14 protein-coding genes are annotated in these 24,432 nt (G+C 65.2%); 6 read left to right on the forward strand and 8 right to left on the reverse strand.

Annotated features, from left to right (window positions below; genetic code table 11):
• Positions 1 to 215 precede the first annotated feature (215 nt).
• Positions 216 to 3,584, reverse strand: coding sequence for a transglutaminase family protein (locus tag ACYOEI_RS16490; RefSeq protein ID WP_462850619.1), 3,369 nt, complete (start codon positions 3,582 to 3,584; stop codon positions 216 to 218).
• A 265-nt stretch (positions 3,585 to 3,849) separates the two neighbouring features.
• Here ACYOEI_RS16490 and ACYOEI_RS16495 point away from each other — a divergent pair, with 265 nt between their 5' ends.
• The gene (locus tag ACYOEI_RS16495; RefSeq protein WP_462850620.1) at positions 3,850 to 4,431 is read left to right on the forward strand and encodes an NADPH-dependent FMN reductase; all 582 of its coding nucleotides are present in this window, start codon (positions 3,850 to 3,852) and stop codon (positions 4,429 to 4,431) included.
• Between the two features lie 533 nt (positions 4,432 to 4,964).
• On the opposite strand, the gene ACYOEI_RS16500 is transcribed toward ACYOEI_RS16495, so the two are convergent.
• The 3 genes from ACYOEI_RS16500 to ACYOEI_RS16510 all read right to left on the reverse strand — a co-directional run bounded on the left by ACYOEI_RS16500 (position 4,965) and on the right by ACYOEI_RS16510 (position 10,875).
• Positions 4,965 to 6,773 carry a sulfatase gene (locus tag ACYOEI_RS16500; protein WP_462850621.1) on the reverse strand — a complete coding sequence of 603 codons (1,809 nt, stop codon included), beginning with the start codon at positions 6,771 to 6,773 and terminating at the stop codon, positions 4,965 to 4,967.
• Positions 6,774 to 6,835: 62 nt separating this feature from the next.
• On the reverse strand, positions 6,836 to 9,040 hold the full coding sequence (locus tag ACYOEI_RS16505) for a CehA/McbA family metallohydrolase domain-containing protein (protein WP_462850622.1): 2,205 nt from the start codon (positions 9,038 to 9,040) through the stop codon (positions 6,836 to 6,838).
• A gap of 245 nt (positions 9,041 to 9,285) precedes the next feature.
• Complete coding sequence (locus tag ACYOEI_RS16510) at positions 9,286 to 10,875, reverse strand: sigma-54 interaction domain-containing protein (protein WP_462850623.1); 1,590 nt, start codon at positions 10,873 to 10,875, stop codon at positions 9,286 to 9,288.
• A gap of 480 nt (positions 10,876 to 11,355) precedes the next feature.
• Here ACYOEI_RS16510 and ACYOEI_RS16515 point away from each other — a divergent pair, with 480 nt between their 5' ends.
• The 5 genes from ACYOEI_RS16515 (at position 11,356) to ACYOEI_RS16535 (ending at position 17,981) form a co-directional block, all read left to right on the forward strand.
• Positions 11,356 to 13,029 carry a TROVE domain-containing protein gene (locus ACYOEI_RS16515; protein ID WP_462850624.1) on the forward strand — a complete coding sequence of 558 codons (1,674 nt, stop codon included), beginning with the start codon at positions 11,356 to 11,358 and terminating at the stop codon, positions 13,027 to 13,029.
• Between the two features lie 268 nt (positions 13,030 to 13,297).
• Positions 13,298 to 13,720, forward strand: a complete 423-nt coding sequence (locus ACYOEI_RS16520; protein ID WP_462850625.1) for a MarR family winged helix-turn-helix transcriptional regulator — start codon at positions 13,298 to 13,300, stop codon at positions 13,718 to 13,720.
• 83 nt (positions 13,721 to 13,803) lie between these two features.
• Positions 13,804 to 15,138 (forward strand): MFS transporter, encoded by a 1,335-nt coding sequence (locus ACYOEI_RS16525; RefSeq protein ID WP_462850626.1) that lies wholly within the window; start codon positions 13,804 to 13,806, stop codon positions 15,136 to 15,138.
• 254 nt (positions 15,139 to 15,392) lie between these two features.
• A complete protein-coding gene (locus tag ACYOEI_RS16530; RefSeq protein ID WP_462850627.1) occupies positions 15,393 to 16,520 on the forward strand; it encodes a glycoside hydrolase family 18 protein in 1,128 nt (375 codons plus the stop codon).
• Positions 16,521 to 16,721: 201 nt separating this feature from the next.
• A complete protein-coding gene (locus ACYOEI_RS16535) occupies positions 16,722 to 17,981 on the forward strand; it encodes a hypothetical protein (protein WP_462850628.1) in 1,260 nt (419 codons plus the stop codon).
• A gap of 124 nt (positions 17,982 to 18,105) precedes the next feature.
• Here ACYOEI_RS16535 and ACYOEI_RS16540 read toward each other — a convergent pair whose 3' ends face one another.
• The 4 genes from ACYOEI_RS16540 to ACYOEI_RS16555 all read right to left on the reverse strand — a co-directional run bounded on the left by ACYOEI_RS16540 (position 18,106) and on the right by ACYOEI_RS16555 (position 24,039).
• Positions 18,106 to 18,903, reverse strand: coding sequence for a phosphorylase family protein (locus ACYOEI_RS16540; RefSeq protein ID WP_462850629.1), 798 nt, complete (start codon positions 18,901 to 18,903; stop codon positions 18,106 to 18,108).
• A gap of 10 nt (positions 18,904 to 18,913) precedes the next feature.
• Positions 18,914 to 19,915 carry an adenosyl-hopene transferase HpnH gene (hpnH, locus tag ACYOEI_RS16545; protein ID WP_462850630.1) on the reverse strand — a complete coding sequence of 334 codons (1,002 nt, stop codon included), beginning with the start codon at positions 19,913 to 19,915 and terminating at the stop codon, positions 18,914 to 18,916.
• Between the two features lie 292 nt (positions 19,916 to 20,207).
• The gene (shc, locus tag ACYOEI_RS16550; protein ID WP_462850631.1) at positions 20,208 to 22,238 is read right to left on the reverse strand and encodes a squalene--hopene cyclase; all 2,031 of its coding nucleotides are present in this window, start codon (positions 22,236 to 22,238) and stop codon (positions 20,208 to 20,210) included.
• Between the two features lie 418 nt (positions 22,239 to 22,656).
• Entirely contained in the window at positions 22,657 to 24,039 is a 1,383-nt protein-coding gene (locus tag ACYOEI_RS16555) for a BON domain-containing protein (protein WP_462850632.1), read from the reverse strand.
• Positions 24,040 to 24,432: the final 393 nt, after the last annotated feature.

The following is a 24,432-nucleotide window of genomic DNA, read 5'->3' on the forward strand; positions in this document are numbered from 1 at the left end:
TTGGTGTCTGTCCCGAATCCCGGTTTTTTCTTAAAGACCGGGTTTCTGACGCACTCGACGGCGGCGTCCCCTTCCCGGGATGTCGTCGTCTCATCCCCAGAAAACCGGTTTTTAAGAAAAAACCGGGTTTCGGGAGCGGCTGCCCATCATGGCGAAGATTATACCGAAGGCGTGGGATCGAGCCACGAACGTGGGAAAGACGTCCCGCATTCGCCTCAATGCGGCCAACGCAGGTCGAGCGTCAGGGGGGCCTCCGGGTGCCGACCTTCCGTCGGGACGAGGAGCCGGCCCGGGGTGTGGCCGAACGGGATGAATCGCGAGCCTCGACGACTCTCGGCCTCGTAGGCATTGACCGGGACCCGCTCGAAGGACCGACCGCCGGGATGGGAAACGTGGTACGTGAACCCTCCCATGGAGCGGTTCATCCACGTGTCGACCAGGTCGAAGACCAGCGGGGCGTGGACGGGGATCGTCGGGTGCAGGCACGAGGGGGGCTGCCAGGCCCGGTAACGAACGCCCGCGACGAACTCGCCGTTAATGCCGGTCGGGTGCATCGGGACCTGCCGGCCGTTGCAGGTCACGATATGACGGGTATCGGTCATGCCCTGCACCTTGAGCTCGACCCGCTCGACGGACGAGTCGACGTATCGCACCGTCGTCCCCGCGCCGGCCTCTTCGCCCAGGACGTGCCAGGGCTCGATGGCCTGCCGGAGCTCGAGGGCCACGCCGCGATAGGCGACCTGCCCGAACCGAGGGAACCGGAACTCGAGATGCGGGTCGAACCACTCGCGTTCGAGCGGAATCCCCGCGTCGTGCAGCTCGGTGATCACGTCGGAGACGTCCTGCTCCACGAAGTGGGGGAGGACGAACCGGTCGTGGAGCTCGGTCCCCCATCGGGCGAGCGGGCGGTCGTAGGGGGCGTCCCAAAATCGGGCGACGAGCGCCCGGATCAGCAGTTGCTGCACGAGGCTCATCTGGGGGTGAGGGGGCATCTCGAACCCGCGCATCTCGACCAAGCCTCGCCGGCCGCTGCTCGAGTCGGGCGAGTAGAGCTTGTCGATGCAAAACTCGGCGCGGTGGGTGTTGCCCGTGATGTCCGCCAGCAGGTGCCGGAAGACCCGGTCCACCAACCAAGGGGGCACGCCGCCGCGGTCGGGGATCTGCCGGAAGGCGATCTCCATCTCGTAGACGCTGTCGTTCCGGGCCTCGTCGATCCTCGGGGACTGACTCGTCGGCCCGACGAAAAGCCCCGAGAACAGGTAAGAGAGGGATGGATGGTTGTGCCAGTATCCGACCAGGCTCCGAAGCAAGTCGGGCCGACGCAGGATCGGGCTATCCTCGGGCGTCGGGCCGCCCAGGACAATATGATTGCCTCCGCCGGTCCCCGAGTGTCGCCCGTCGATCATGAACTTCTCGGTCCCGAGCCTCGTCTGCCGCGCTTCCTCGTAGAGCGTGGTCGTCTGGTCGACGAGCTGGTCCCAGTCGTGGGCGGGGTGGAGGTTGACCTCGATGACGCCCGGGTCGGGGGTGACGCTGAGCTGGTTGACGCGATGGTCCGAGGGGGGTGTATAACCCTCAAGGATGATCGGCATCCCGAGATCCCCGGCCGTCGCCTCCAGCTCCTCGACGAGTTCCAGGTAGTCCTCGAGCATTCGCAACGGGGGCATGAACACATAGAGCCGCCCTTCGCGCGGCTCGACGCAGATCGCCGTCCGCACGACCCCCGACGTCGTCCCGACGCCCTGGTTGCCCGTGGCAGCTTCAACGCCCTCACCTCGGCCCAGCCCCGGATGTTCGGACGAGCCGGGCCCCGGATGGGCGACCGCAAGGCGCCTTTGCCGGAGCAACTCATCGAGCCTAGGCAGCGGAGCCCGAGGGGCGAAAGGGTCGAGCTCATGGATCGTGTCGACGTCCCCGGGAGCCTCCCAGGGGAGCGTGTCCAGCGGGAGGCGCAGGCCCATCGGCGAGTCGCCGGGCATGAGGAAGAGATGCTCGCGACGGAGCGTCCAACGGCCGCTGACCCACTCCGGCTCCCCAAGCTCGCGCCCCTTGCGCAGGGGCAAGGCATAGCCGACGACGTGGTCCAACCCCTGCTCGAAGACCTTGGCCAAGCGTCGACGCTCCTCGGGGTCGTCGAGGTCCGCGGCCAACGGGTCGACGTTCGAAGGGAGCCGGCGCTCTTTCCAAAGGTAGTACCATGCGTCCTCATAGCCGGGGAGGCACTGGGCGGGGTCGATACCGAGCCGGGCGGCGAGGGAGTTGATGAACGCCTCGGCATGGACGTCGCCGTGGCCGTAGTCCTTCGACTCGTCGGCGAAAAGCGAGGGGTCGTCCCAGAGCGGGACGCCGTCCCCTCGCCAGTAGCACGAGAGCGCCCAACGAGGGAGGGACTCGCCGGGATACCACTTCCCTTGGCCGTAGTGGAGCAACGCCCCCGGCGCGAACCGGTCGCGGAGCCGGTCGAGCAGCTTGCCTGCGAGGACCCGCTTCGTCGCACCAAGAGCTGTCGTGTTCCACTCGGCCCCTTCGAGGTCGTCGATCGAGACGAAGGTCGGCTCGCCCCCCATCGTCAGCCGGACATCGCCCGCCCTCAGCCGCTCGTCCACCCGCCGGCCGAGGCCGAGGATCGACGCCCACTGGTCCTCCGTGTAAGGCCGGGTCACCCTCGGATCCTCGTGGACCCGCGTGACATCCATGTGGAAGCGAAACTCGGGGATGCAGGAGTCCTCGTCCGCCTTCGCCGGGTCGACGTCCCACGAGAATGAGCCCGACACGGGCGATGCGTTCAAAGGGTCCGCCGCGCAGGCGAGCGGGATGTGCCCTTCGCCGGCCAAAAGCCCCGAGGTCGGATCCAGGCCGATCCAGCCGGCTCCGGGGATATACACCTCGGCCCAGGCATGGAGGTCGGTGAAGTCCGTCGACGCCCCCTGCGGCCCGTCGAGCGCCTCGACGTCCGGCTTCAACTGGATCAGGTATCCGGACACGAACCGGGCGGCCAGGCCCAGATGTCGGAGCGCCTGGACAAGCAGCCAGGCGGTGTCGCGGCAGGAGCCGCTCGCGAGCGTCAGCGTTTCCTCGCACGACTGGATCCCCGGCTCCATCCGGATCAAATACCGGATCGCGCCGTTCAGATCCTGGTTGATTGCCACGAGGTAGTCGACCGTCCTGATGTCCGATCGCCGATGCCCCTCGACGAATTCACGGAGCTTCGGACCGGCGGGCTCCGTCTCGAGGTAAGGGGCCAGTTCCTTGGCCAGTGCGGGGTCATACTCGAACGGGCAGGTTTCGGCGCCCTTCTCGAGGAAGAAGTCGAACGGGTTGACGACCGAGAGCTCGGCCACCAGGTCGACCTCGATCTTGAAATGACGGGTCGGCTTGGGGAAAACCAATCGCGCGAGGTAATTGCTATAAGGATCCTGCTGCCAGTTGACGAAGTGCTCGGCGGGCTGCACCCTCAGGGAATAACTCAGGATCGGCGTCCGACAGTGGGGAGCCGGGCGGAGCCGGACGACTTGCGGGGTCAGCGTGACGGGACGATCGTAGAGGTATTCGGTCTGGTGACGCAACGCGACGCGGATGGCCATGGGACGAGAGCTTTCTTGGTCGGGTGAGGATTCGATCGCCGACAGCCAGGTTCGGTGACCTTCTGAGGATCGCGACGGGCCTTGGGAACTCGGGCGACAATCGGCAGTCCGCCCAACGCGATCGGAAAAAAATTGCACCAACCGTAGTCAAAGACGACGAGCGACACCAGGCCGACCGTCGGAAAAAAGTGACGAACCCCGGGCAACTCCTCCACAAGCCCGGGAATCGATCCAGGACTATCACGAACCAGGAGAGGAAACTCACGTGTCGACGCTCGATGTCCTCATCGTCTATGGATCCGTCCGTCGCGACCGCCAGGGGATCAAGGCCGCCCGGTTCCTCGCCGAAACCTGCCGGCAGCGAGGCCACGTCGTCACCCTGGTCGACCCACTCGAGACACCGCTCCCGCTCCTCGACCGGATGTACAAGGAGTACCCGAAGGGGGAAGCTCCCGCAGTCCTCGAAGGCCTGGCCGCGGCGATCAAGAAGGCCGACGCGCTCATCATCGTCAGCGGCGAGTACAACCACAGCATCCCGCCGGCGCTTTCCAACTTGCTCGACCATTTCCTCGAAGAATACTTCTGGCGTCCTTCGGGAATCGTCTGCTATTCCGCCGGCCCGTTCGGCGGCGTCCGCGCCGCGATGCAGCTACGGGCGATGCTCGCCGAGCTCGGCTCCCCCAGCATCCCCTCGCTATTGCCGATCCCAAAGGTCCAGGACGCGTTCGACGACGAGGGCCGCCCGCTCGACAACGCCTACCCCCGACGCGCCTCCCGGTTCCTCGACGAGCTCGAGTGGTACGCCCGCGCCCTGAAGACCGCCCGGGACGCCGGTGTTCCGTATTAAGTCGCTCTCCCGGAACCGTGGCCGGTTGTCTCATGGCGGAATTCGATCGCTTGACGCATCGCCTACCGTGTGTGATCCGCGAGCGATCGGCCGCGAGTTATACTCTCGTGCATATCCCCGCATTACCCATAAGTCACGACATGCAAATTCCTCGTTCCCACGGTCTCCGTGGGGATGCGTCTTCGGACGCGCCGCGTCCTCGCGACCGACATCGAGACGCCACCAGGCAGCGAATCGTACATCCCGCCCGAGGCCGCGGGCTTGAGAATCCATGTCACCCCTGAAACCCCGGATCCGATCGCGAATTCGGCAGGTCTCATCCGATGTGATTCGAACCGGTCGAGGGCGTAACTGCCCCGAACGATAGCATTTCGTGGTCGACGGCTGGGCACGCAGGGGGTGCAAGTCGGCATTCCCACGGGGACCGTGGGAACGAGATATTCCGACATCAAATCGCGAAAAGATTACCCTACCGTCGACCTTTAAATAATATTCACAATTTCACCTAAGAACTACCCAAAATCGACTCAACGTCATCTCGCCGGCACCAGCTTCAACTCGCGGAGATCCATAACCGCCGGCCCCGGCTTGGCCGTCGCGTGGACTTCCAGCGTGTACCGTCCGGGCCGATCGAGGCGGATCGTGCCCAGCTCGCGGGGCTCGAACGCCTGGAACCCGCCGGTCTCGGTCACCTTGAATGGGAGCACCTGTCCGGCCACACGAAACTCGACCGAGCTGCCGCCGCTGCCGTTGCCGCAGCCGATGAGCCCGCGGAGGGTGAACTCGCCGGGGGTCTTGAGGTCGAACTCGAACGAGGCCCAATCCTCCGCGTTAATCCAATAGCCGAGGGTGTTCTTATGGGGCAGGGGCTCGTAACGGAGCATGACCCCGTGGACGTCGGCGGAATTGGCCGGCAGGGTGACGACGCCGTCCGCGCCCTGGGCGTTCGGGGAATACTCGGGGTTGGGCGTGGGCATCCGGGCGGCCACGGCCTTCCGCCACGCGGCCAGCTTTGCGGCGAGTTCCTCGACTTTCTGAGGCTCGGCCACCGCGAGGTTCCGCGACTCGCCCGGATCTTTCTTGAGGTTGAAGAGCTCGCGACGCTGGGTCTCGTAGTCCTCAACGAGCTTCCAGTCGCCGTCCCGGACGGCCCCGCCCGGACGGCCCCCCTGATTGCTGTAGTGGGGATAGTGCCAGTACAACGGGCGATCGGTCGGAGGACTCCCGCCCTGGAGTAAAGGCGCGAGGCTCAGGCCGTCCTGTGCCGGCGGCTCACCGACCCCACCAAACTCGGCGATCGTGGCGAAGAGGTCGGGGCTCGAGCAGGGGGTGGACTCGACGCCGGGCGTGATCCGGCCCGGCCAGCTCGCGATGAGGGGGACGCGAATCCCCCCTTCGTATAACCACCCTTTCCCCTCGCGCAAGGGGGCGTTGATCGTGGCCGGCGTGTTGGGTCCTTCCCTGGTGGCCAGGCCGCCGTTGTCGCTCGTGAAGATGACGATCGTCTTCGAGCTCAAGCCCAGCGCCTCGAGCTTGGCGACGACCCGTCCAACCCCCTCGTCGAGGCTTTGGAGCATCGCGGCGTAGATCGGGTTTTCTTGCCGGCCGTGGGGCGTGCCGTCCCACTTGGAGAACCCCTCGATGGCCTCGGCCTTGGCGACCATCGGAGTGTGGACCGCGTAGTGCGGCAGGTAGAGGAAGAACGGCTCCGTGCGATGGGCCTCGAGGAATCGCTCGGCCTCCAGCGAGAGCCGATCGGTGAGGTACTCCCCTCCGGGAGCGTCCCCGAGGCCGGGTAGAGCAACGCCGTTCCGCACATACGGGGCGAAGTAGCTCGGGGTCGTCCCGACGGCGGAACCGCCGACGCTGACGTCGAAGCCCTGTCGCGTCGGCTCGAACCCGACTCCCCCCAGGTGCCATTTCCCGATCTGCGCCGTGGCGTAACCGGCCGTCTTGAGCCGCTCGGCGATCGTGACTTCCTCGAGCGGCAACTGTTGGAGGAATTCCGGTCGCTTCAACCGCCGCGAAGGTCGGTCGCCGCTGCCGGGGAGCCAATCCGTCAAGTGGAGTCGGGCCGGGTGCTTCCCCGTCATCAACGCCGCGCGGGTCGGCGAGCAGACCGGGCAGGCCGCATAGGCCTGCGTGAACCGCCGGCCCGAGGCCGCCAGGCGGTCGAGGTTGGGCGTGCGGTAGTACCGACTCCCGTAACACCCCAGGTCGGCCCAGCCGAGGTCGTCCGCGACGATCAACACGACGTTGGGACGATCGACCTCCGACGCCTGGACGCCCATGGTGGAGACGAGGATGACGATTGCGGCGGCTAAGCTGTATCGTGCGTTCATAATCATCTTCGAAAGATAGAAAAATCGTTCCAACTGCGGGTTCGTCGGCGAGGATGTCCTGGTTATGGCTTCGGGGTGTCGTTAGTCGACGACAGCCAGACCGGCTGGGTGAACGCGCCGTTTCCGGCAATATCCCAGGCCTCGGCACGCACCCAACGCCGGCCCCGGAGGTCGAGGGATGTCGCGACCGTCTTCCGGCCGAACGCCTCGGTCTCGGCGAGGTCGACCTCATCGTGGTAGGTCCGTTCGCCGTCTCCGGAGATCCAACGGACCGACTTCAGGGGGAAGGTCCAATCCGGTTCGAGCGTCAACTCGACCTTGGAGTCGGCCCCGACCGGTAGGGTTTCGCCGCTCGACTTGCCGCCGGCCCGGAAGTCGCGGAGGAGGACCTCGCCCGTCGTGACGAAGAAACGACCTCCGCGAATCGCGTCGAGGATCGGCTGCCAGTCGTCGTCGAACCGAGGGAGTCGGTCGAGACGGACGTAGTTGACGTTCATATGGCCGTAGAGCTCGTGCGTGTGGTCGATCTTGAAGACGTCGACCTCGCCCAGGACGGACTTGTGCGACCCCCAGTTGGCCATGTCGTCGAGGAGGTCGAGGCTCCGTTCCCCGAGCCTCGACCGGGAGAGATCGGCGGGCATCGCCTTCCAGGCCGCGCCAAGCCAGTGGTCATCCCGATAGAAGGCCTCGTGGCGATAGTCGTCGGGGGCCCAGTTCGACGCCTTGATCCTCGGGTGGGCCGTCCAGGCCAGCCCGTTCTCCTGGCGAAGCAGGCGGACCATGTCCTCCTGGCTCCCGACGTGATGGATCGTCCCCCGCTTGGGATCTCGGGTCGCGAACGGCTCGGACGGAGCTCGTCGCATGGTCCAGTAGACCGGCTTCGGAAACAGGTAGAGCCAGTGTCCGGGATGGCGGTTGGGTCCTTCGGTCCCGAGATAGACATTCGCCTCCTCGCCGGGGAGGAGGAGGAACTCGGCGTCGGAGAGGCGCCGGCACTCGTCGAAAAGCGCGTCGAGCTCGGGGAGCCGGAGCGGGCCGGGGTCCTGGGGATGGCCGTCGCCATGGAAGTCGGCGATGTGGACGGCCTTCACTCCCATTTCCTTGAACATGTCGACGAAGTCCGGCCGCGTCCGCACCGTCCCCCGCGCCTGCTCCTGCATCGCAGCGACGGCGATCGCCATGTGCCAGTGACTCGTCAGCGTGAGATGGCCCGGGAGCTCGGGGAAGCGGTCGTTATGCGTGTAGCGGAGCGTCTCTCGGAGGGCGTCCTCGGCCTTCCCTCGACTCAAGAGGTAGAAGACGCCGAGCCGCTGGAAAGATCCCCGCGGGGCATTGAACCAGGGGACGTAAGCGCCTCCCCCCGTCTCGGCCTGCCGGATCCCGAAGCCGGGACGAGTCTCCATCCCCCGATGGTCTCGCCCCGCCCAGACCGTACCGAGGTTGTCGGTCACGTCGCGCGGGAAGAAATACTGATGAGGCGGTGGAAAGCACGCGACCGACCCTCCTGCCGACTCGGCGACGAGCGTCCGATGCCGGACGTGAATCCCCCGATCACCCGACGACCTCGCGGCATCGAGCCGTTGGAGCCGCCCCTCGGTGTCCTTCCATACCACACGTTGCCAGGTCGGCGTGGCAGCGACCAACCCGGCGTCATACAGGTAAGCACGGCGTTCTTCCTTGGTGCTCACCACGGACTCGACGTGGAGCAGGGGACTCCCCGCGTAGGTCGTGAATTCGAGCGTCCCCGCAAAAGGACCGACGGTCAAGCCGTCGACGACCACCGTCACCCGCCTCCCTCGACTGACGACCTTGACTCCCTTGACCTCGAGCTGGGACCGAAACCTCGACGAGGTACGCCGGGCGGGGGTGTCGAAGAACACGTTGAAGACGCTCATCCCCGGCGGCCGATCCGGCGGCGATTCTCGCGATCCCACGGTCACGAACGTCACCGGGTCGACACCGGCGAGCAAGACCGACTCGCCTTTACGCGGCTCATCCGCACGCGAGCCCAAGGCCAGACGTTCGACGAGCGGCGACTTCGGACGTAAATCGAGCACCAGACGCCCAACGTCTCCGCCGCCTACCGGCCAGGTCACGTTAAGGTGTCCGTCGACCGACTCGACGCCCGCCCCGCACTCGGGCTTGTAACCCGAGAGGTCGACCGGGACCAGGCCCTGCGCCGAGGACGATCTCGCTCCCACCCACGTGGCGACGAAGAGAAGGCCGACGAGGCCCCAACGTCGAGCCTTGCGACGAACACCGTTCATCGATCGATTCCTCAATTCGTGAACCAATCACGCCTCTCGCGGGCCAGCCGGAGCCCGACAGTATGCGACGCCCCGAGACCTCGGGCAAGCGACCACTCCTCCCCTCGTCGAGGGGTCGGGTGCCTCGGCCGCTTCGCCGGCCGAGGGGCCTCTCTTTCGCCCTCGAATGTCGCGAGAGAACGTGACACACGATCGATCACCGGTGGGAGCAGGCACTTCGGTATCATCCGGGAAGTCGAAGCCTGTCAGGATTTATCCTTCATGATCCCGAGGCGTTCGAGCTGCGCCGCCAGGGTCTGATAATTCCGGTAGCCCAGCAACTCCGCAGCACGGCGCTGGACCCCCGCGGCTTCCGTCAATGCACGTTGCAAGTAGTGGCGTTGGATCTCGGCGAGGTGCCGGTCGAGGGAGAAGTCTCCCCCCAAGGGTCGCTCCATGGGATCCAGGGGGGAGCGGCCGGGGACCTCGGCCACGGCGTCATCGACATCCCTCCGATCGATGACGTCTCTGTCGGTCATGACCGCGGCCTGGACGAGCGTATTGTAGAGCTGCCTGACGTTCCCCGGCCACGAGTGCCGCTTCACGAAGGCGAGGGCCGAAGCGGACAGGCGTTTGGGCACAAAACCCGGCTCTTGCCGGGCGAAGTCTCGGTTGATCCGGCCGAGTAATCGCTCGGCGATCAATGCAACGTCGGCGCGACGCTCGCGGAGCGGTGGCAGTTTGATGGTCACGACCGCCAATCGGTAATACAGATCCTCGCGGAACTGGTGCTGGGTGACGCTTCCGAGCAGGTCGCGGTTAGTGGCCGCCACGATCCGGACGTCGCTCGTCAGCGGCCGGGAATCGCCGACCCGAGAGAACACCCGACGACAGGGGCTGCCGTCGGGCGGTTGTAGCACGCGCAGGAGCTTGGCCTGCATCGCCGGGTCGCATTCGGCGATCTCGTCGAGGAACAACGTGCCGCCATCCGCCGCGACGAAGGCGCCGTCCCGGTCCCGGTCTGCGCCGGTGAAGGCGCCCTTCTTGTGGCCGAACAGTTCGCTCTCCAGCAATTCTCGGGAGATCGCGGCGCAGTTGATCGCGACGAACACGCCGTCACGGCGCGGGCTCGCATCGTGGATCGCTCGCGCAAACAACTCTTTCCCGGTCCCGCTCTCGCCCAGGATCAATACCGAGACGTCTCGCCTGGCGGCCCGACGCGCCCGGCCGACGGCCAGCCGGATCCCGGGACTCTCGCCCGCCACCTGCTGGAACCCCTGGACGTCCTGAGGCCTCTGGGACGCCAGGAACTCGAACTGAGCATCCGCGTCCCGCAAGACCTGGGGAACATAGTCCACCACGAGGTCGAAGGGGACCGTCGTCACCCAGGCTCGCCCGTCGTGGGTCTGGTAGAACGTCACCGGCTGGTACTTACTCTTGCCAAGCAGCAGCCAGACCGCCGTCATGGTCGGAGTGCCGGGGCTGAGATGGACGCATAACTCCACGTCGACGTCCCTGGGAATACGGACGATCGAGGCCAGTTGCGTGTCGACAAGTGGGAAGACTTCGGCGTAATCGGTCGGATTCGTCACCTCGACGGCATGGAGCGTCACCTTGCCGCCAACCCACTGGACGTAGAGTCGATTGCGTACGCCGCCATGGCTGGTCAGCAGATGGACTTCATCGAACTGTTCGGAATCGAGCAAGGTCTTGAGCGGTCCCGCCTGCCCGAAGAGAGGCGTGGGCGGATTCAGCCCTCGCAAGACGTCGGCCTGCCGGTCGGACGGTAGGGTGGCTGCCAGGGCACGGAAGTCGGCATATCCGATCCAGGAAACGAGAACGCGACGAATCGCCATGGGGGACCACCAATTTTTTGGATGCGGCAACAAAATCATTTGTACTCGAGGGGCGAGTCCAATGCCCCCCCCTCGACTTACAAGAAAGATTTTGAGGGCGGCCCGACACCGACCCCTCGAACCTCAAAGGGAAGCCAGGTCTTACCTTGGAAGTTCCGGAGCTTTCTCGGTTCGCCATGAATTGACCTATGTTACTTTCGTTGACGTGGATTTGGCACTCCCGTTGCAATCAAGGGCTCGCACCTTCTCCACTCCCTTGTTCGACGGGTTACGGGCCGTCGAGCCGCAGGCGAAGGTTACCTCTCGAAATCGGTAAACCGGTAGGAGTTCCGATGCCGCTGGCGATGCCAGTACCGCGGGCCCATCCCCCGCAATCGAGGGGTGTGGCGAGTGCGGAAGAACCCGCGTCTCGCCACACCCGCCTCCGGTTCATTGACCACACTTCCATATTTTTTCTCGATTCGATCGGAGGCCCTGCCTTTGCATGCCCCCGACACCGGCGACTCTTCGCGTCGCCAGACCCATCAGTCCGTACCAGTCCCCGGCATGGCCCAGGCCCGGAATAACGCGGGCGGTTTCGCGTTCGCCGTCGACATCTGGACCCGGCTCGATCGGTTCCTGATCCTCGGCACCGAGGGGGGGAGCTATTACGCGAGCGATCAGCAGTTGTTCAATCAGAACGCGGAAGTCGTCCGTCTCTGCCTCGAATCCGATGGGCCTCGCACCGTGGCCCGGATTATCGCAATCAGCGAAGACGGGCGAGCGTTGAAGAACGACCCGGCGGTCTACGCACTCGCCATCGCCGCCGGCGCAGAGAACCGTGTCACGAGAGAACTGGCACTGGGAGCACTCCCTCGAGTCTGCCGGACCGGAACCCATCTGTTCCAGTTCGCCGAGGGGATCGAAACCTCCCGAGGCTGGGGCCGGGCACTGCGTCGAGCGGTGGGCGAGTGGTATACCACCAAGTCGCCGAGCGATCTGGCCTATCAGCTCTGCAAGTATCAACGGCGCGGAGGTTGGTCGCATCAGGACTTGCTCAGAATGTGCCACGTCAAGGCGATGGGGCCGTCGAACTCGGCGCTGCGCTGGGCGGTGGGGAAAGGGATCGAGGCAAATTCCATGGACGCCTCGTCCCCCCTTGCGTCGATCGCGGGTACCGAGGCAGCCAAACGAGCATCCAGGTCCGAGGAGGTGATCCACCTGATCCGCGCCTATGGCCTGCCCCGAGAGTGCGTGCCAACCCGCTGGCTCGCGGAGGCCGGCGTCTGGGAGGCTCTCCTGGTAAGGATGCCGATGACGGCCCTCGTCCGGAATCTGGCGACGTTGACGCGTGTCGGCTTGCTGACACCGGGCTCGGCCGCGGTGGGTCGGGTCGTGTCGGCACTGAGCGATATCGAGACGATCAAGCGATCCCGTCTTCACCCGATCACGATCCTCGCGGCCCTGAGGACCTACGCCTCCGGGCGGGGGGCGCGCGGGAGCGGTATCTGGTCCCCCGTCTCCCAGGTCGTCGACGCACTCGATGGCGCCTTCTACGCGGCCTTCCGAAACACCGAGCCGACCAACAAACGCTGGCTCCTGGCCCTGGACGTCTCGGGAAGCATGGCGATGACTTCGATCGCGGGAATCCCCGGCCTGACGCCTCGCGACGCCGCGACCGCGATGGCTCTCGTGACCGCCGCCACCGAGCCGAATCATCATATCATCGGCTTCACGGGACGAGGGTTTTCGGTCACTCACACCAGCCGATCGCCCTCCCCTTACTGGGCCTACATGGAGAACTATCCGACAGGGGTCGAACCGCTTTCGATCGGCCCCGATCGGCGCCTGGATGACGCGATCCAGGTCGTCGATCAATTGCCCATGGGCCCGACCGACTGTTCGCTGCCGATGCTGTATGCCCTGGAACGACAGCTCGCCGTGGATGTCTTCGTCGTCTACACGGATAACGAGACCTGGTACGGAGCCATCCACCCGATCGAGGCGTTGAAACGGTATCGAGACCGCACCGGGATCGCGGCGAAACTCATCGTGGTGGGCATGGTGTCGTCCGGGTTCAGCATCGCCGACCCGAACGACCCCGGCATGATGGACGTGGTGGGGTTCGACACGGCGGTTCCGCAATTAATCAGCCTCTTCACGGTCGCCGATTGACCCATTCGACAGGCCGCATCGTGCTTGCGTCGGATGCAACCCGGGCATCGGCCCCCGGCTCCTCTCCTCCTGGAAAATCCGGGAAACTCGGGGTGCATTCGCGCACGAACCGAGCTCGGTCCCCCTCCCGCCCGCCACCTCGGCGACCCTTGACGAATCACTTCGTCCCCCTATAGTTAGCCGACTAACCAATCCGATCGGCCGATCGCCCGAGAGGCCGATCGAAAGGACAGGAAGCCTCGCAGCGCACAGGGACAGGACGGCCTCGATGCGAATGATGGAGGAGAGCGTCGTATACGCCCTGGCGTCGACGTGCGGTGCCTTGCGGCATCGGGTCGAGCGCGGCCTGCGCGAGTTGGGGCTGCACGTCGGCCAGGACAAGCTGCTCTTGCGACTCTGGCATGAGGAAGGCCTGTCCCAGGCTCGGCTGGGCGAAGGGCTCGGCTGCGAGCCTCCGACCGTGACGAACATGATCCATCGGATGGAGGCCGCCGGGCTGGTCGAGCGTCGCGGGGACCCGCAGGACGCTCGAGTGGTTCGGGTCTACCTGACGGATCGAGGTCGGGCAATCGAAGGTCCCGTTCGGGCGCTCTGGGCCGAGGTCGAGGGCCGTCTGACCGGCGGGATGGAGGACGCGGAACGCCAAACGCTGCGCGACCTCCTCCTCCGGGCCCGAGAGAATCTGAAGTGACGCGAGGGGCAGGAAACGGACGAACGCCGACCGGGCGGGACCGGGCGGAGGAACGGTCCAGAGACAAGGAAAGGTCACGAGACATGAGCCAGGTCATCGAAGACGTGTCGATACCGCCGGAAGAGGCGGCCCGGGTGAAACGTCTCGAGCGGGGCGTCGTGCTGACGCTCGCGGCCGTCCAGTTCACCAGCATCGTCGACTTCATGGTCGTGATGCCGCTGGGCGATAACCTGATGCGATCGCTCCAGATCACCCCCGACAAGTTCGGGATGATCGTCTCGTCGTACACGTTTAGCGCGGGGATCGCCGGGCTGCTCGCGTCGGCACTCGTCGACCGGTTCGACCGCAAGCGGGCCTTCCTGGTGCTTTACACGGGCTTCCTGATCGGCACGTTGCTTTGTGGGCTCGCCAGCAGCTACGGGACCCTCCTCGCCGCCCGAGTCGTCACCGGGGCGTTCGGCGGAGTGCTCGGCGGGATGGCCCTCGCGATCATCGCCGACGTCTTCCCACCGCATCGCCACGGCTCGGCGACCGCCGCACTGATGTCCGCCTTCGCCGTCGCCTCGGTCGTCGGTGTCCCGTTCGGCCTCTCGGTCGGGATCGAGTACGGCTGGCCCGCCCCGTTCCTCCTGCTCTCCGTGCTCGGTACGGTCGTCCTCGCGGCCGCGGCCTGGGTCTTGCCTCCGCTCCGCGGCCACCTCAACCCGTCCAAGCCCGCCGCCCACCCGCTCGAGGCGCTCTGGTCCACCTTCGCGCATCCCAACCACATCCGCGCCTTCACGCTGATCGTCACGCTGATGTTCGGGAGCTTCGCGGTCGTCCCCTACATCGGCCCCTACCTGATCGCGAACGTCAACGTGCCCGAGAAGCGGCTCTTCCTGGTCTACGTGCTGGGAGGTGCCTTGACGCTGGTGGTCGCCCCGATGATCGGCAAGCTCGCCGATCGATATGGGAAGCTCCCCGTCTATCGTTGCGTCGCGCCCGTCACGGCGTTCCTGATGATCCTCGTCACGAACCTGCCGAAGGTCCACCTGGCCGTGGCCGTCCTCGTCGTCGCCGTCCTCATGGTCAGCAACGCCGGGCGCATGGTCGCGGCGATGGCGATGGTCATGGCGAGCGTCGAGCCGAAGAAGCGTGGCAGCTTCATGAGCGCGAACTCGTCCGTGCAGCACCTCGCCAGCGGGCTCGGGGCGTTCGTCGGCGGCCAGATCATCGTCAAGAACGCGGATGGAAGCCTCGCGAACTTCGCCTGGGTGGGCCTCCTGGGAGTGACGGCGACTCTCCTGAGTCTCTTGCTCGCCGGCCGACTTCGCGCGGTGGGTGCCGATACTCCGATCCCCGTCGGCCTCGCGGTGGGTGCCGCCGCCGAGGCACTCGGCGAACCCGGAGACCCGCTCCCCGCGGCCGAGACCGTCTGAGCAGAAAGGGCCTCGCTCCGTCCGGAATTGTCGAGTCGACGTCCCCCCAATCCCCTCCCGCCCGCCTCCGGCAAACGCCACGTCTCTGTTCCCGTTCCCCTGCCTCGAAGCGGGCTTCGACGCTTCGAGGCCTGATCGCCGAGGGAATCGAGACCTATCCCCTCGACCGTTGGGAAGGGCTCCTCGCCTCTGTTATGATCGGCCGACCGGGCGGTATTGAGACACGCCTCGCCCCTTCATATCGAGGTCCGAGAATGCACGCTTCGAGTGTACAGCAAACAGGTCTCTGCCTCCTCGCCGCACTCGCCCTCCTCGTGATGCCGGGATCCTTGCCGGCCGCCGAAAGTCAGGCGCCGGCGAAGGTCTTCGTGGGTTACCTCTTCGGCCAGCCCCGGAACATCGACTTCGGGCTCTATACCCACCTGTGCCACGCCTTCCTCACAGCCGACGGCGAGGGGAACGTCCAGAAGCGACGAGGCGTTCCCAACAAGGAGCTCACCGCCCAGGCCCACAAGGCCGGCGTCAAGATGCTCATCTCCCTGGGTGGCTGGGGATGGGACAAGCAGTTCGCGTCCATCGTCTCCAAGCCCGAATCCGAGGACCGCTACTTCGCCTCGGTGATGGCGATCGTGGACGAGGGGGACTACGACGGCATCGACCTGGACTGGGAGTACCCCGACACGAAGGACGAGATCGTCGGCTTCGAGCGACTCACGCGCCGATTCCGCAAGGATCTCGACGCCCTGGGCACCAAGAAGGGGCGGCCGATGCTCATCACGATGGCCGCCTCGTCGAACCCGGGCACGCTCCGCTGGCTGAAGAAGGACTTCGTGCTCGAGACCATGGATTGGATCAACGTCATGACCTACGACTTCACCGGCGACTGGACGAACTACGCGGGACACCACTCGCCGCTGTTCGCCTCGTCGAAGGGGCCGAAGGGGAATCCACGGTCCACCGAGTCGAGCATGAAATTCGCGATCGAAGAGCTCGGCATCCCCGCCGACCGGCTCGCCGTGGGGATTCCCCTCTACGGACGAGGGTTCGCCGTGAAGGAGCCGTATGCCTCGACCAAGGATGCCCCGAAGACGCGGATCCCCCAGGGCGACTACCGCAACGTCCACAAACTCCTGGGCGAAGGCTGGACCCGGACCTGGGACGAGGAGACCAAGAACCCCTGGATCACCTCGCCCGACCACTCGATCGTCATCGGCTACGACGACGCCGAGTCCGTCGCCCTCAAGACCGATTGGGCGTTGAAGCAAGGCTTCCGCGGCGTCTTCTTCTGGCAGATCAACTCCGACCTCCTGCCCGACGGCACCCGCCCCCTCCAGGCCGCCTCGCACAAGGCCTGGGAAGAGGGCACGCGGAAGGGGAAGTAGGAGTATCACCTCGGATCTCCACCCGCCCCGGGAGGAGTAGACAGTAGGCAGCAGGCAGTAGGCAGTAGGCAGTGAGGTAGGAAGATCACCACGGATCTCCATCCGTCGACGGGCCACTTCCGACTTTTGTCATTGCAACCATGACCGCAACCCATTACAGTTGTCATTCGACGGTTGGATGGAGGAACCTCGACTCCGGACGTGAGTAAGCCGATGAGCGTGACGACCCTGATGTGTTCCTGCGGGAAGCGGCTGAAAACGACCGGGATGACACCGGGGAAGAGCGGACTCTGCCCAAATTGCGGGACCCGGCTCCGAATACCCGAGGCTCAAAGGCCCGCGTCCCCCCTCGTCGAGGACGAATGGAACTGGGAGGGGAACTACGAACTCGGCGAGGACGAGATCCGACCCCCGACTCGCCAGGGCAATCGACAACTCTTCAAGGAACCGCTTGATCCCTGGGCCGACAGTCGAGATTGGGCCGGGGCGGCCATTCCCGACGAACCGATCGTCGAATTTGAAGGGGATACGAAGACCCCGGATTACGGCCTCGGACCGGAACATGTCATCCCCGTCAGGAAGCCGCCGGAACGAGAGCAGGGCAGTGAGGCCCCCCTTCCCTTACCTTCGACCACACCAACCGGCGACCACTCGGAGTCCAGCGGTCGAAAGACCGGCCGAACCAACCAGGAACCTCAGGGGGGCCCCGGAATCCTCTACCCACTTCGGGCGGCGGAGGGTCTCGGGATGGTAGCCGCGATCGGGGTGGCGTGCTGGGTCATGGGTACCCTGGTCCCGGAATACTGTCGGTCGCTCATGGCGGACGCCGAAGCGTTGGGCACCCCAACGATGGGGCATCTCGTCGTCCTGATCACCGCCATACCGACCCTGGTATTATCCCCGTTCGTGCTCATCTACTGGCTTCAATATCTCTCGAGAGTCTTGGTCGCCTGCAGCGAAGGGGACTCCCAGCCCCCGAGACCCCCCGACCGCAATTTCGACGGCCTCCTCACCGGCCTGAGCCTTTGGGTGATCTGGATCGTGCTTGGACTGGGCGTCGGCCTGTTACCCCTCGCCGGCTACCTTGGTACGACCCCGAACCACTCGGCCGGGAATCCGTGGATCCTCGTGGGACTCGCCGCCGTCGCGTTGCCCTACACCCTCATGGCCCTGCTGTTGACGTTCCTCCATAGCAGCCCATTCGCGGCAAAGCCCTGGGCGGTGATCGGGACGATCGCCCGGATGGCCCCTTCGTTCGTCATCCTTTGCCTGAGCGTCGCCTCCATCTTTGCAACGGGTACCGGGGCTTTCGCCCTCGTGTACGCCCTCCGCCCCAGCTATTTCGCGATCTACGTCCTCGCCAGCCTCGCATGCTGGTCACTCGCCGTTTGGATCTCGATCGCCGCGGCCCACAGGCTCGGAGCTTACTTCTATCGCAACCGACGCCGCCTGAAATGGTAGCCGGGACGAGCGAGCCTCACCCCACGACGAAATCGCTCTCGTTCAAAAGAAAGTGCGCGTAAGGACGATCCACAGATGACGCGGATCGAATCACCTTGTCCGTGTTTCCCCCGAGACCGGGGCGTCACGCGTCGAGTCGACCGATGGCCTCGGCCGTGAAGGCGGCGAGGCGGTCGGCGCATTCCTGGGCGTGTTCGTGGAGGGCCCAGAAATCCTTGAGGCTGGAGGGGCGATTCCATATCGCGCGCAAGGCGGCACCGACCCGGTAACTCCCGGAGTGGGTGATCAGGGCCGCGACCTCGGGGGGGAGATCCTTCTGGGCGTCGTCGCTGACGACCCGAATGGAGAGGAATCGGATCGAGCGTGCGCTGCACAGGGAGACGACGCCGGATGTTTCCATGTCGACGACGTCGGCCGTGAAGCGTTCCCGGAGCTCGGCCTTCTCGGCGGCCGTCCGGACGATGGCGTCGACGGTGAGGAGTCGCCCCGAGCGGATGCGACGTGCCCCGCCTTGGTCGGGGACGGCGACGTCGATCGCGAACCGAGAGCCCTCGAGGTCGAGGACTTCGTTCGGCAGGACGATGTCGCCACGCTTCAGGGTGGGGTCGAGGGCGCCGGCGAAGCCGGCGGAGAGGATCCAACGGGGCCGATGGCCGTCGATCAGGATCTGGGCCCCGAGCCTCGCGGCCTCGCGACCCATGCCCGCGACGATCACGGCGACGACCTTGCCCTCGAGCTCGCCTTCGATGACGGTATGGCGAGGTCCCGCGTACTTCCGGACCTTCGAGAGCCGGTCGAGGAAGAAGCCAATCTCGACCGACATCGCCGCGATGAGGCCGACATCCACAGGTACGGGGGCAGGGGCCGACGGCATCGACCCCGGACCGGCCCAGTCTTCCGCCGTGGTTTCACCGAAGCTCATGAGTCCCCGCTCAGGTGAACTGCCACTTGATCATCTTCAGCGTGTCGCCCAACTTGCCGTTGACCCCGAGGGCCGCGGACGCCTCATAGCCCGAGTGGACCATGCAGTTCTCGCAGCGGGGATCCTTCCCGTAACCGTACTTCTCCCACGGGGTCTTGTTCAAGAGGTCGTCGAACGACTTGTGGTGGATGTCCGTGATCAGGTAGCACGGGCCCTTCCACCCCTTGACGTTCCGGGTCGGGTTGCCCCAGGCGGTGCAGGAGATCTCGCGCTTCCCCTGGAGGAACTCGAGGTAGATGGGTGAGGTATTGAACTTATATTTACGGAACATCGCGTCGGCCGCCCGGAACTTGGTCCGGATGTCCTCGCGAGTCATGAAGATCTCTTTGGAATCGACCGCGGCGTAGCTGTAGCCGGGGGAGATCATGAACCCGTCGACGCCGAGGGTCGTCAGGTAGCCGAACAGCCCGTCGAGTTCGGCCATGTCGGTTTCCTTGTACACCGTGGTGTTGGTGCAGACGAGGAAACCGGCCTCCTTGGCGACCTTGATCCCGTCGATCGCCGAGTCGAAGACGCCCTGGCGCTCGACGGCGATGTCGTGCGTCTCCTTCATCCCGTCGAGGTGGACGTTGAAGAAGAACTGCTTCGACGGCTTGAACTCGTTGATCTTCTTGCGGGTGAACATCCCGTTGGTGCAGAGGATGACACTCTTCTTCCGCTCGAGGATCTTGGCGGTGAGCTCGCCGATGCCGGGGTAGATCATCGGCTCGCCGCCGCAAATCGAGACCACCGGGGCGCCACACTCATCGACGGCGTCGAGGCATTCCTGGACAGACAGTTTCTGCTTGATCGTCGATTCGTATTCCCGGATCCGCCCGCAGCCGGTGCAGGTCAAGTTGCAGGCGTGCAGGGGCTCGAGCATCAGGACCATCGGGAAACGCTTGGTCGCGGTCAGCTTCTTCTTGGCGACGTAACCCGCGATACGCGAGGTCATCTGGATCGGGAATCGCATTGACGCTCGTCCTCCTGGAAGGAACCCTCGGGACCGTCCGTGGCCCTGGGTGTTGAGGATTCGATGATTTACCACAAAGCGGCCAAGACACCTAGCAGAGAAACGGTCAAAACCGACTCCCATGCCCGGTCATTCGATGCCGAACAGTCAGCCTCCCTACCGAACCCCGGTTTTTTTCTTAAAAACCGGGGTTCTTTGGGGGTCGACGTCGACATCCCGAGCGGAGCTGGCGACGTTGATGGGCGTCAGAACCCCGGATTTTAAGAAAAAAACCGGGGTTCGAGACTGCCGGTCAAACCTCGAACGATCGCGGCTGGGCCGGGATCCGGGACGCGAGCGCGCCGGGAACTTCCGAAGCACGATGAGCCGCCAAGGCCTCCTGATACCGGGAAACGGCCATGAGCGGGAAATAGATCCGGTACAGGTGGTACTTGAGGTAGAAGACCCGCGGGAAACCCGTGCCCGTGAAGGCGTCCTCGTCCCAGGATCCGTCCTCGCGCCTCGTCTCGAGCAGGTATTCGATGCCGAGCTTGGCTGCTTCGCCCTCGGCGCGACCGGCGGCGACGAGAGCCAGGACGGCCCACGCGGTCTGCGAGGCGGTCGGCTCGCCCTGGCCCATCCAGGTCGGGTCGTCGTAGCTCCGGCACGACTCTCCCCAGCCCCCGCAAGGCTGCTGGACCGACTCGATCCAGTCGGCCGCCGCCCGGATCGCGGGATGTTCCGCCGAGACGCCGAGGGCCTTGAGCCCCTGGAGGACCTGCCATGTCCCGTAGATGTAATTCACTCCCCAACGCCCGTACCAGCAGCCCTGGGGCTCCTGGGTCCGCCAGAGGTACGCGAGCCCTCGGGCGACCGACGGATGGTCTTGCCCGTAGCCGAGCGTGCCGAGGAGTTCGAGAATCCTCGCGGTGATGTCGGCGCAGCTCGGGTCGAGCATCGCGTTGTGGTCGGCGAAGGGGACTTTCGTCAGAATTTCATTATCGATGTCGACGTCGAAGGCCGCCCATCCCCCGTCGCGGTTCTGCATCGCGAGGAGCCAGTCGACACCTCGACGAGTCGCGTCCTTCACCTCGACCGAGTCGGCCATCGCGGTCCGCTGGAGGGCGAGCAGGACCATCGCCGTATCGTCGATGTCGGGGTAGCGCTCGTTGTGGAACTGGAAGTGCCAGCCGCTCGGCTCGACGCCGGGTCGGCGGATCTGCCAGTCGCCCGGCACGCGGATCTCCTTCTCGAGCAGCCAACGCGAGGCGCCGAGAAGCGCCGGGTGATGCGGCGGGAGCTTGGCGTCGGCCAGCGCAATCGTCGCGATTGCCGTGTCCCAGACCGGCGAGACGCAAGGCTGGACCCGGACCGTCCCCTCTTCCTCGATCAAGAGGTTTTCGAGGTGTTCCAGGGCCCAGCGCATCGGCGCCGAGTCTTTCTCATAACCCAGGCAATGCAGTGCGACGACCGAATAGATCATCGGCGGGAAGATCGCCCCGAGGCCGTCGGTGTTCTCGAAGTGGTCGAGCATCCAGCGATGCGCGGCACGGACCGCCGGTCTTCGCCACGATGTGGGCAAATTGCGATGACCCCACTTGAGCAGCCGATCCACGCCCAGGAAGAAATTCGTCCAGCTCAAGAATTCGCGCGTGCCGCCCGCCTGCCTGGGCTGGTCCTCACGGAACAGCTCGGCGATCCCCTGATCGGCCCGGAGTTGCCTGACCGGTCGATGGACCGACATGATCGACAGCGGGATCAGGATCGGCCGTGTCCAGGCCGACATCGCGCTCAGGCTGAAGCCAAGCCGTGAAGGGATCAACACGAGCTCGGGCGGGACACTCGGACATTCCTCATATCCGATCTGACCGAGGAGCGCGAGGTAGAACCTCGAGAAGCTGTTGCATCCCTGCGCACCGCCTGCGTCGAGGATCACCCGCCGGGCCTTGCCCATGGCGGGGTCGTCGAACGGCACCCCCACGATCTTCAGCGCGAAGTACGCCTTGACCGACGCACTCAGGTCGGGCGGCCCGCCGGGATAGATCGCCCATCCCCCTTCGGGGAGCTGGTGGTCGAGCAGGTAGCGGCACGCCTTGACGCAGACCTCTTCGCCGGATCGGCCGATGAAGGCCATCAAGAGGACATATTCCGACTCGAGGATGGTGTCCCCTTCGAGCTCCCCAACCCAGAAGCCCTCGGGATTCTGGCGATCGACAAGCCAACGAGAAGTCGCCCCGAGTGTCTCCTCGAAGCCGTCGTCGGGGAAGGTTCCCGACGAGATGGCCGATCGCCTCGAGATTCGATTCGATGCTCGAGCCGAGCCACCATCCGCGTTGGCATTCATGCGATCCAGGACCCCTCTCCTCGAACGGAGGTAAGTGGTATGAGCCCAGTCATTACCGCGATCTTCGACAAAGTCCCAAGAGCGCGGGCCATCCTAAGCCCGGCCCCGATTTTCGATCAAGGGCAATCACATGGCCCGTCAACCAAGTTTTTGTCATTTTTTCAAGAGGGCACCGGAACATTCTTCGTAGATATTCCAGAACACGATTTCCCCGCAATCAACGCGATCAGCAACAACAACCCAGCCACCGACGTATCGCCACAAACGTGTCGGAACGGCGCGCGAAGAAAAACCCGCCTCGGCCAAGGCCGGGCGGGTTCGTCGGATTCGTTCATGGGACTCGAGGTTCCGACTCATCATGACGGGGCGGGTGCCGAAACTCGAATCGAGAGGCTCAGGCGAATCTCAATCGCTTCTGTCACTCGAGCACAAGCTCAGGCTCCAGGGTGAACCCGCGAAGGATGGGCATCGAGCGGAGTATCGCGTCGAGCCGAGGCCGGTCTTCCTGGCGGAGCACGGTCCCATGCAGCTCAAGAGTCTCGCCCCGGAGTTCGACCCGGTCGATGTGGGCGAGGTCGCCGACCTGCCGACGAATCTGCGCGACGAGGTACGGCTCGACGTCCTCGGGACGTCCCTTCTGGATCAACGGATTCTTCCGCTCGCCATCGGGGACGACGAATTCGAGGCGGTCGTCGACATCGCGGACCCCCGGCGTCTGCTGCGCCGCGCGGTAGGCGAGCATCGCCTCGTAGACGGTCGGGACCTTCCCGGTGAGGTGGGCGACGCCGTCGCGGGTCGAGAGCCGGATGGGCAGTCCGGCGAGTGCGGGGCGTCGGGCGAAGGCCTGTCCGAGGCGAGTCCCCAGTTCGGTCCCATCGACCGTGACGTGGGGCCGCGCCGGCACTTCGGTCTCGCCAGGCGTGGACACATTCCCCTCCCCCGGCGCGGGTGGGGGTTGGGGTTCCACGTTCGGTTCCGGCCCAGGTTGCGGCGGCGGTGGAGTTGCCTCCGTCGTGGCGCCATCGGTCTCGATCAGGTTGATGACCTGGGTAATCCCCGGCGTCTGAGCCATCTTCTGTCCCACGGCCACGCGGGCCTCGAGCGTAGGAACCTTCCCTCGCAAGACGGCAACGCCTTGCGGGTCGATGGTCATCTCGACGGCGCCATCTTTCCCTTCGGTGCCGAGCGGGGATGACACGGGGGGGTCCGCATTCGGGTCGACCGCCGGCGGCAAGCCCTGCCCGAGCATCCCGGGGACCCCGGCCTGGGCCGGCATCCGGATCGGCTCGCGGGAGGCCACCGCGCGCCACCAGGGAGGATAGGTGATGAGCGGGGGTTCGAACCCGTAGAACGGGTCGTCAAGCCTCCCGAACAGGGGGGGCGGATAGACGTACGAGGGCGAACCGCCGAGCGAGCCGACCATCGGCGGCATCGCCGCCGACGACGCGGAGACGCCCGCGGCGACGAGGCGATTGAGCTCGTTCGTGTCGATCACGAGGTCATCGCGGATCGGGTAACCGGTCGCCATCGCGACCTGCACCGCCGAGTCGTGGATGAGACGCGTGCCGACCTTGCCCGAGAGGACAACCTGTCGGTTGCGGTAGGTCGTCGTGATCCGATAGGGAGCCGTGATCGGATTGGCGAGGAGCGCCTGGAGGACGACCGTCTCCGGTCGCGAGGTCCCGACCACCCCTCGGGGCGAGGTCGGTGGGACATTCTGAGCCCGGGCGTCTTCGCCTGGGGCGAGGAAGGTAGCCAAGCCGAGCGGGACGAGCCGCCAAATCGCCTGATGCCGCGACATGTTGAGACGACCTCCAGGGCAGGGCGGCACCTTGAAGGGGCGAGCCTCCCCCGCCACTACGAAGTCTACGGATCCTCCGCCCCCTCGGCAAGCAGACTCGCGAGAATCCTCGAGGACCGCCGTCTCTCAAGATTTCTTAACAATCGATTTGAACACGCGAGCAACTCCAAAGACAAGCGCCCGGTCGTCCGCATCGCCCGTAACACGGTGTGGAAAAACGAGACTCCTCGCTGACCTCCACCGAGCCCTATCCGGAGGAAGGCGTCACCACATAGGCACGAAGGACACAAAGAGCCATCGAATCAGGTCCAAATAAGGACTGATTCACTTCGGCTCCTCTTCTTTGTGTCCTTCGTGCCTATGTGGTGATATCCTCGCCCGGTATGAGTACGG

This window comes from Singulisphaera rosea (assembly GCF_054877945.1).

Bases quoted from the DNA above. Each gene is read 5' to 3' on its own strand.
- ACYOEI_RS16490 (WP_462850619.1), bottom strand. From the start codon at position 3,584: ATGGCCATCCGCGTCGCGTTGCGTCACCAGACCGAATACCTCTACGAT.
- ACYOEI_RS16500 (WP_462850621.1), bottom strand. From the start codon at position 6,773: ATGAACGCACGATACAGCTTAGCCGCCGCAATCGTCATCCTCGTCTCC.
- ACYOEI_RS16505 (WP_462850622.1), bottom strand. From the start codon at position 9,040: ATGAACGGTGTTCGTCGCAAGGCTCGACGTTGGGGCCTCGTCGGCCTT.
- ACYOEI_RS16510 (WP_462850623.1), bottom strand. From the start codon at position 10,875: ATGGCGATTCGTCGCGTTCTCGTTTCCTGGATCGGATATGCCGACTTC.
- ACYOEI_RS16520 (WP_462850625.1), top strand. From the start codon at position 13,298: ATGCGAATGATGGAGGAGAGCGTCGTATACGCCCTGGCGTCGACGTGC.
- ACYOEI_RS16525 (WP_462850626.1), top strand. From the start codon at position 13,804: ATGAGCCAGGTCATCGAAGACGTGTCGATACCGCCGGAAGAGGCGGCC.
- ACYOEI_RS16530 (WP_462850627.1), top strand. From the start codon at position 15,393: ATGCACGCTTCGAGTGTACAGCAAACAGGTCTCTGCCTCCTCGCCGCA.
- ACYOEI_RS16540 (WP_462850629.1), bottom strand. From the start codon at position 18,903: ATGAGCTTCGGTGAAACCACGGCGGAAGACTGGGCCGGTCCGGGGTCG.
- hpnH (WP_462850630.1), bottom strand. From the start codon at position 19,915: ATGCGATTCCCGATCCAGATGACCTCGCGTATCGCGGGTTACGTCGCC.
- shc (WP_462850631.1), bottom strand. From the start codon at position 22,238: ATGAATGCCAACGCGGATGGTGGCTCGGCTCGAGCATCGAATCGAATC.
- ACYOEI_RS16555 (WP_462850632.1), bottom strand. From the start codon at position 24,039: ATGTCGCGGCATCAGGCGATTTGGCGGCTCGTCCCGCTCGGCTTGGCT.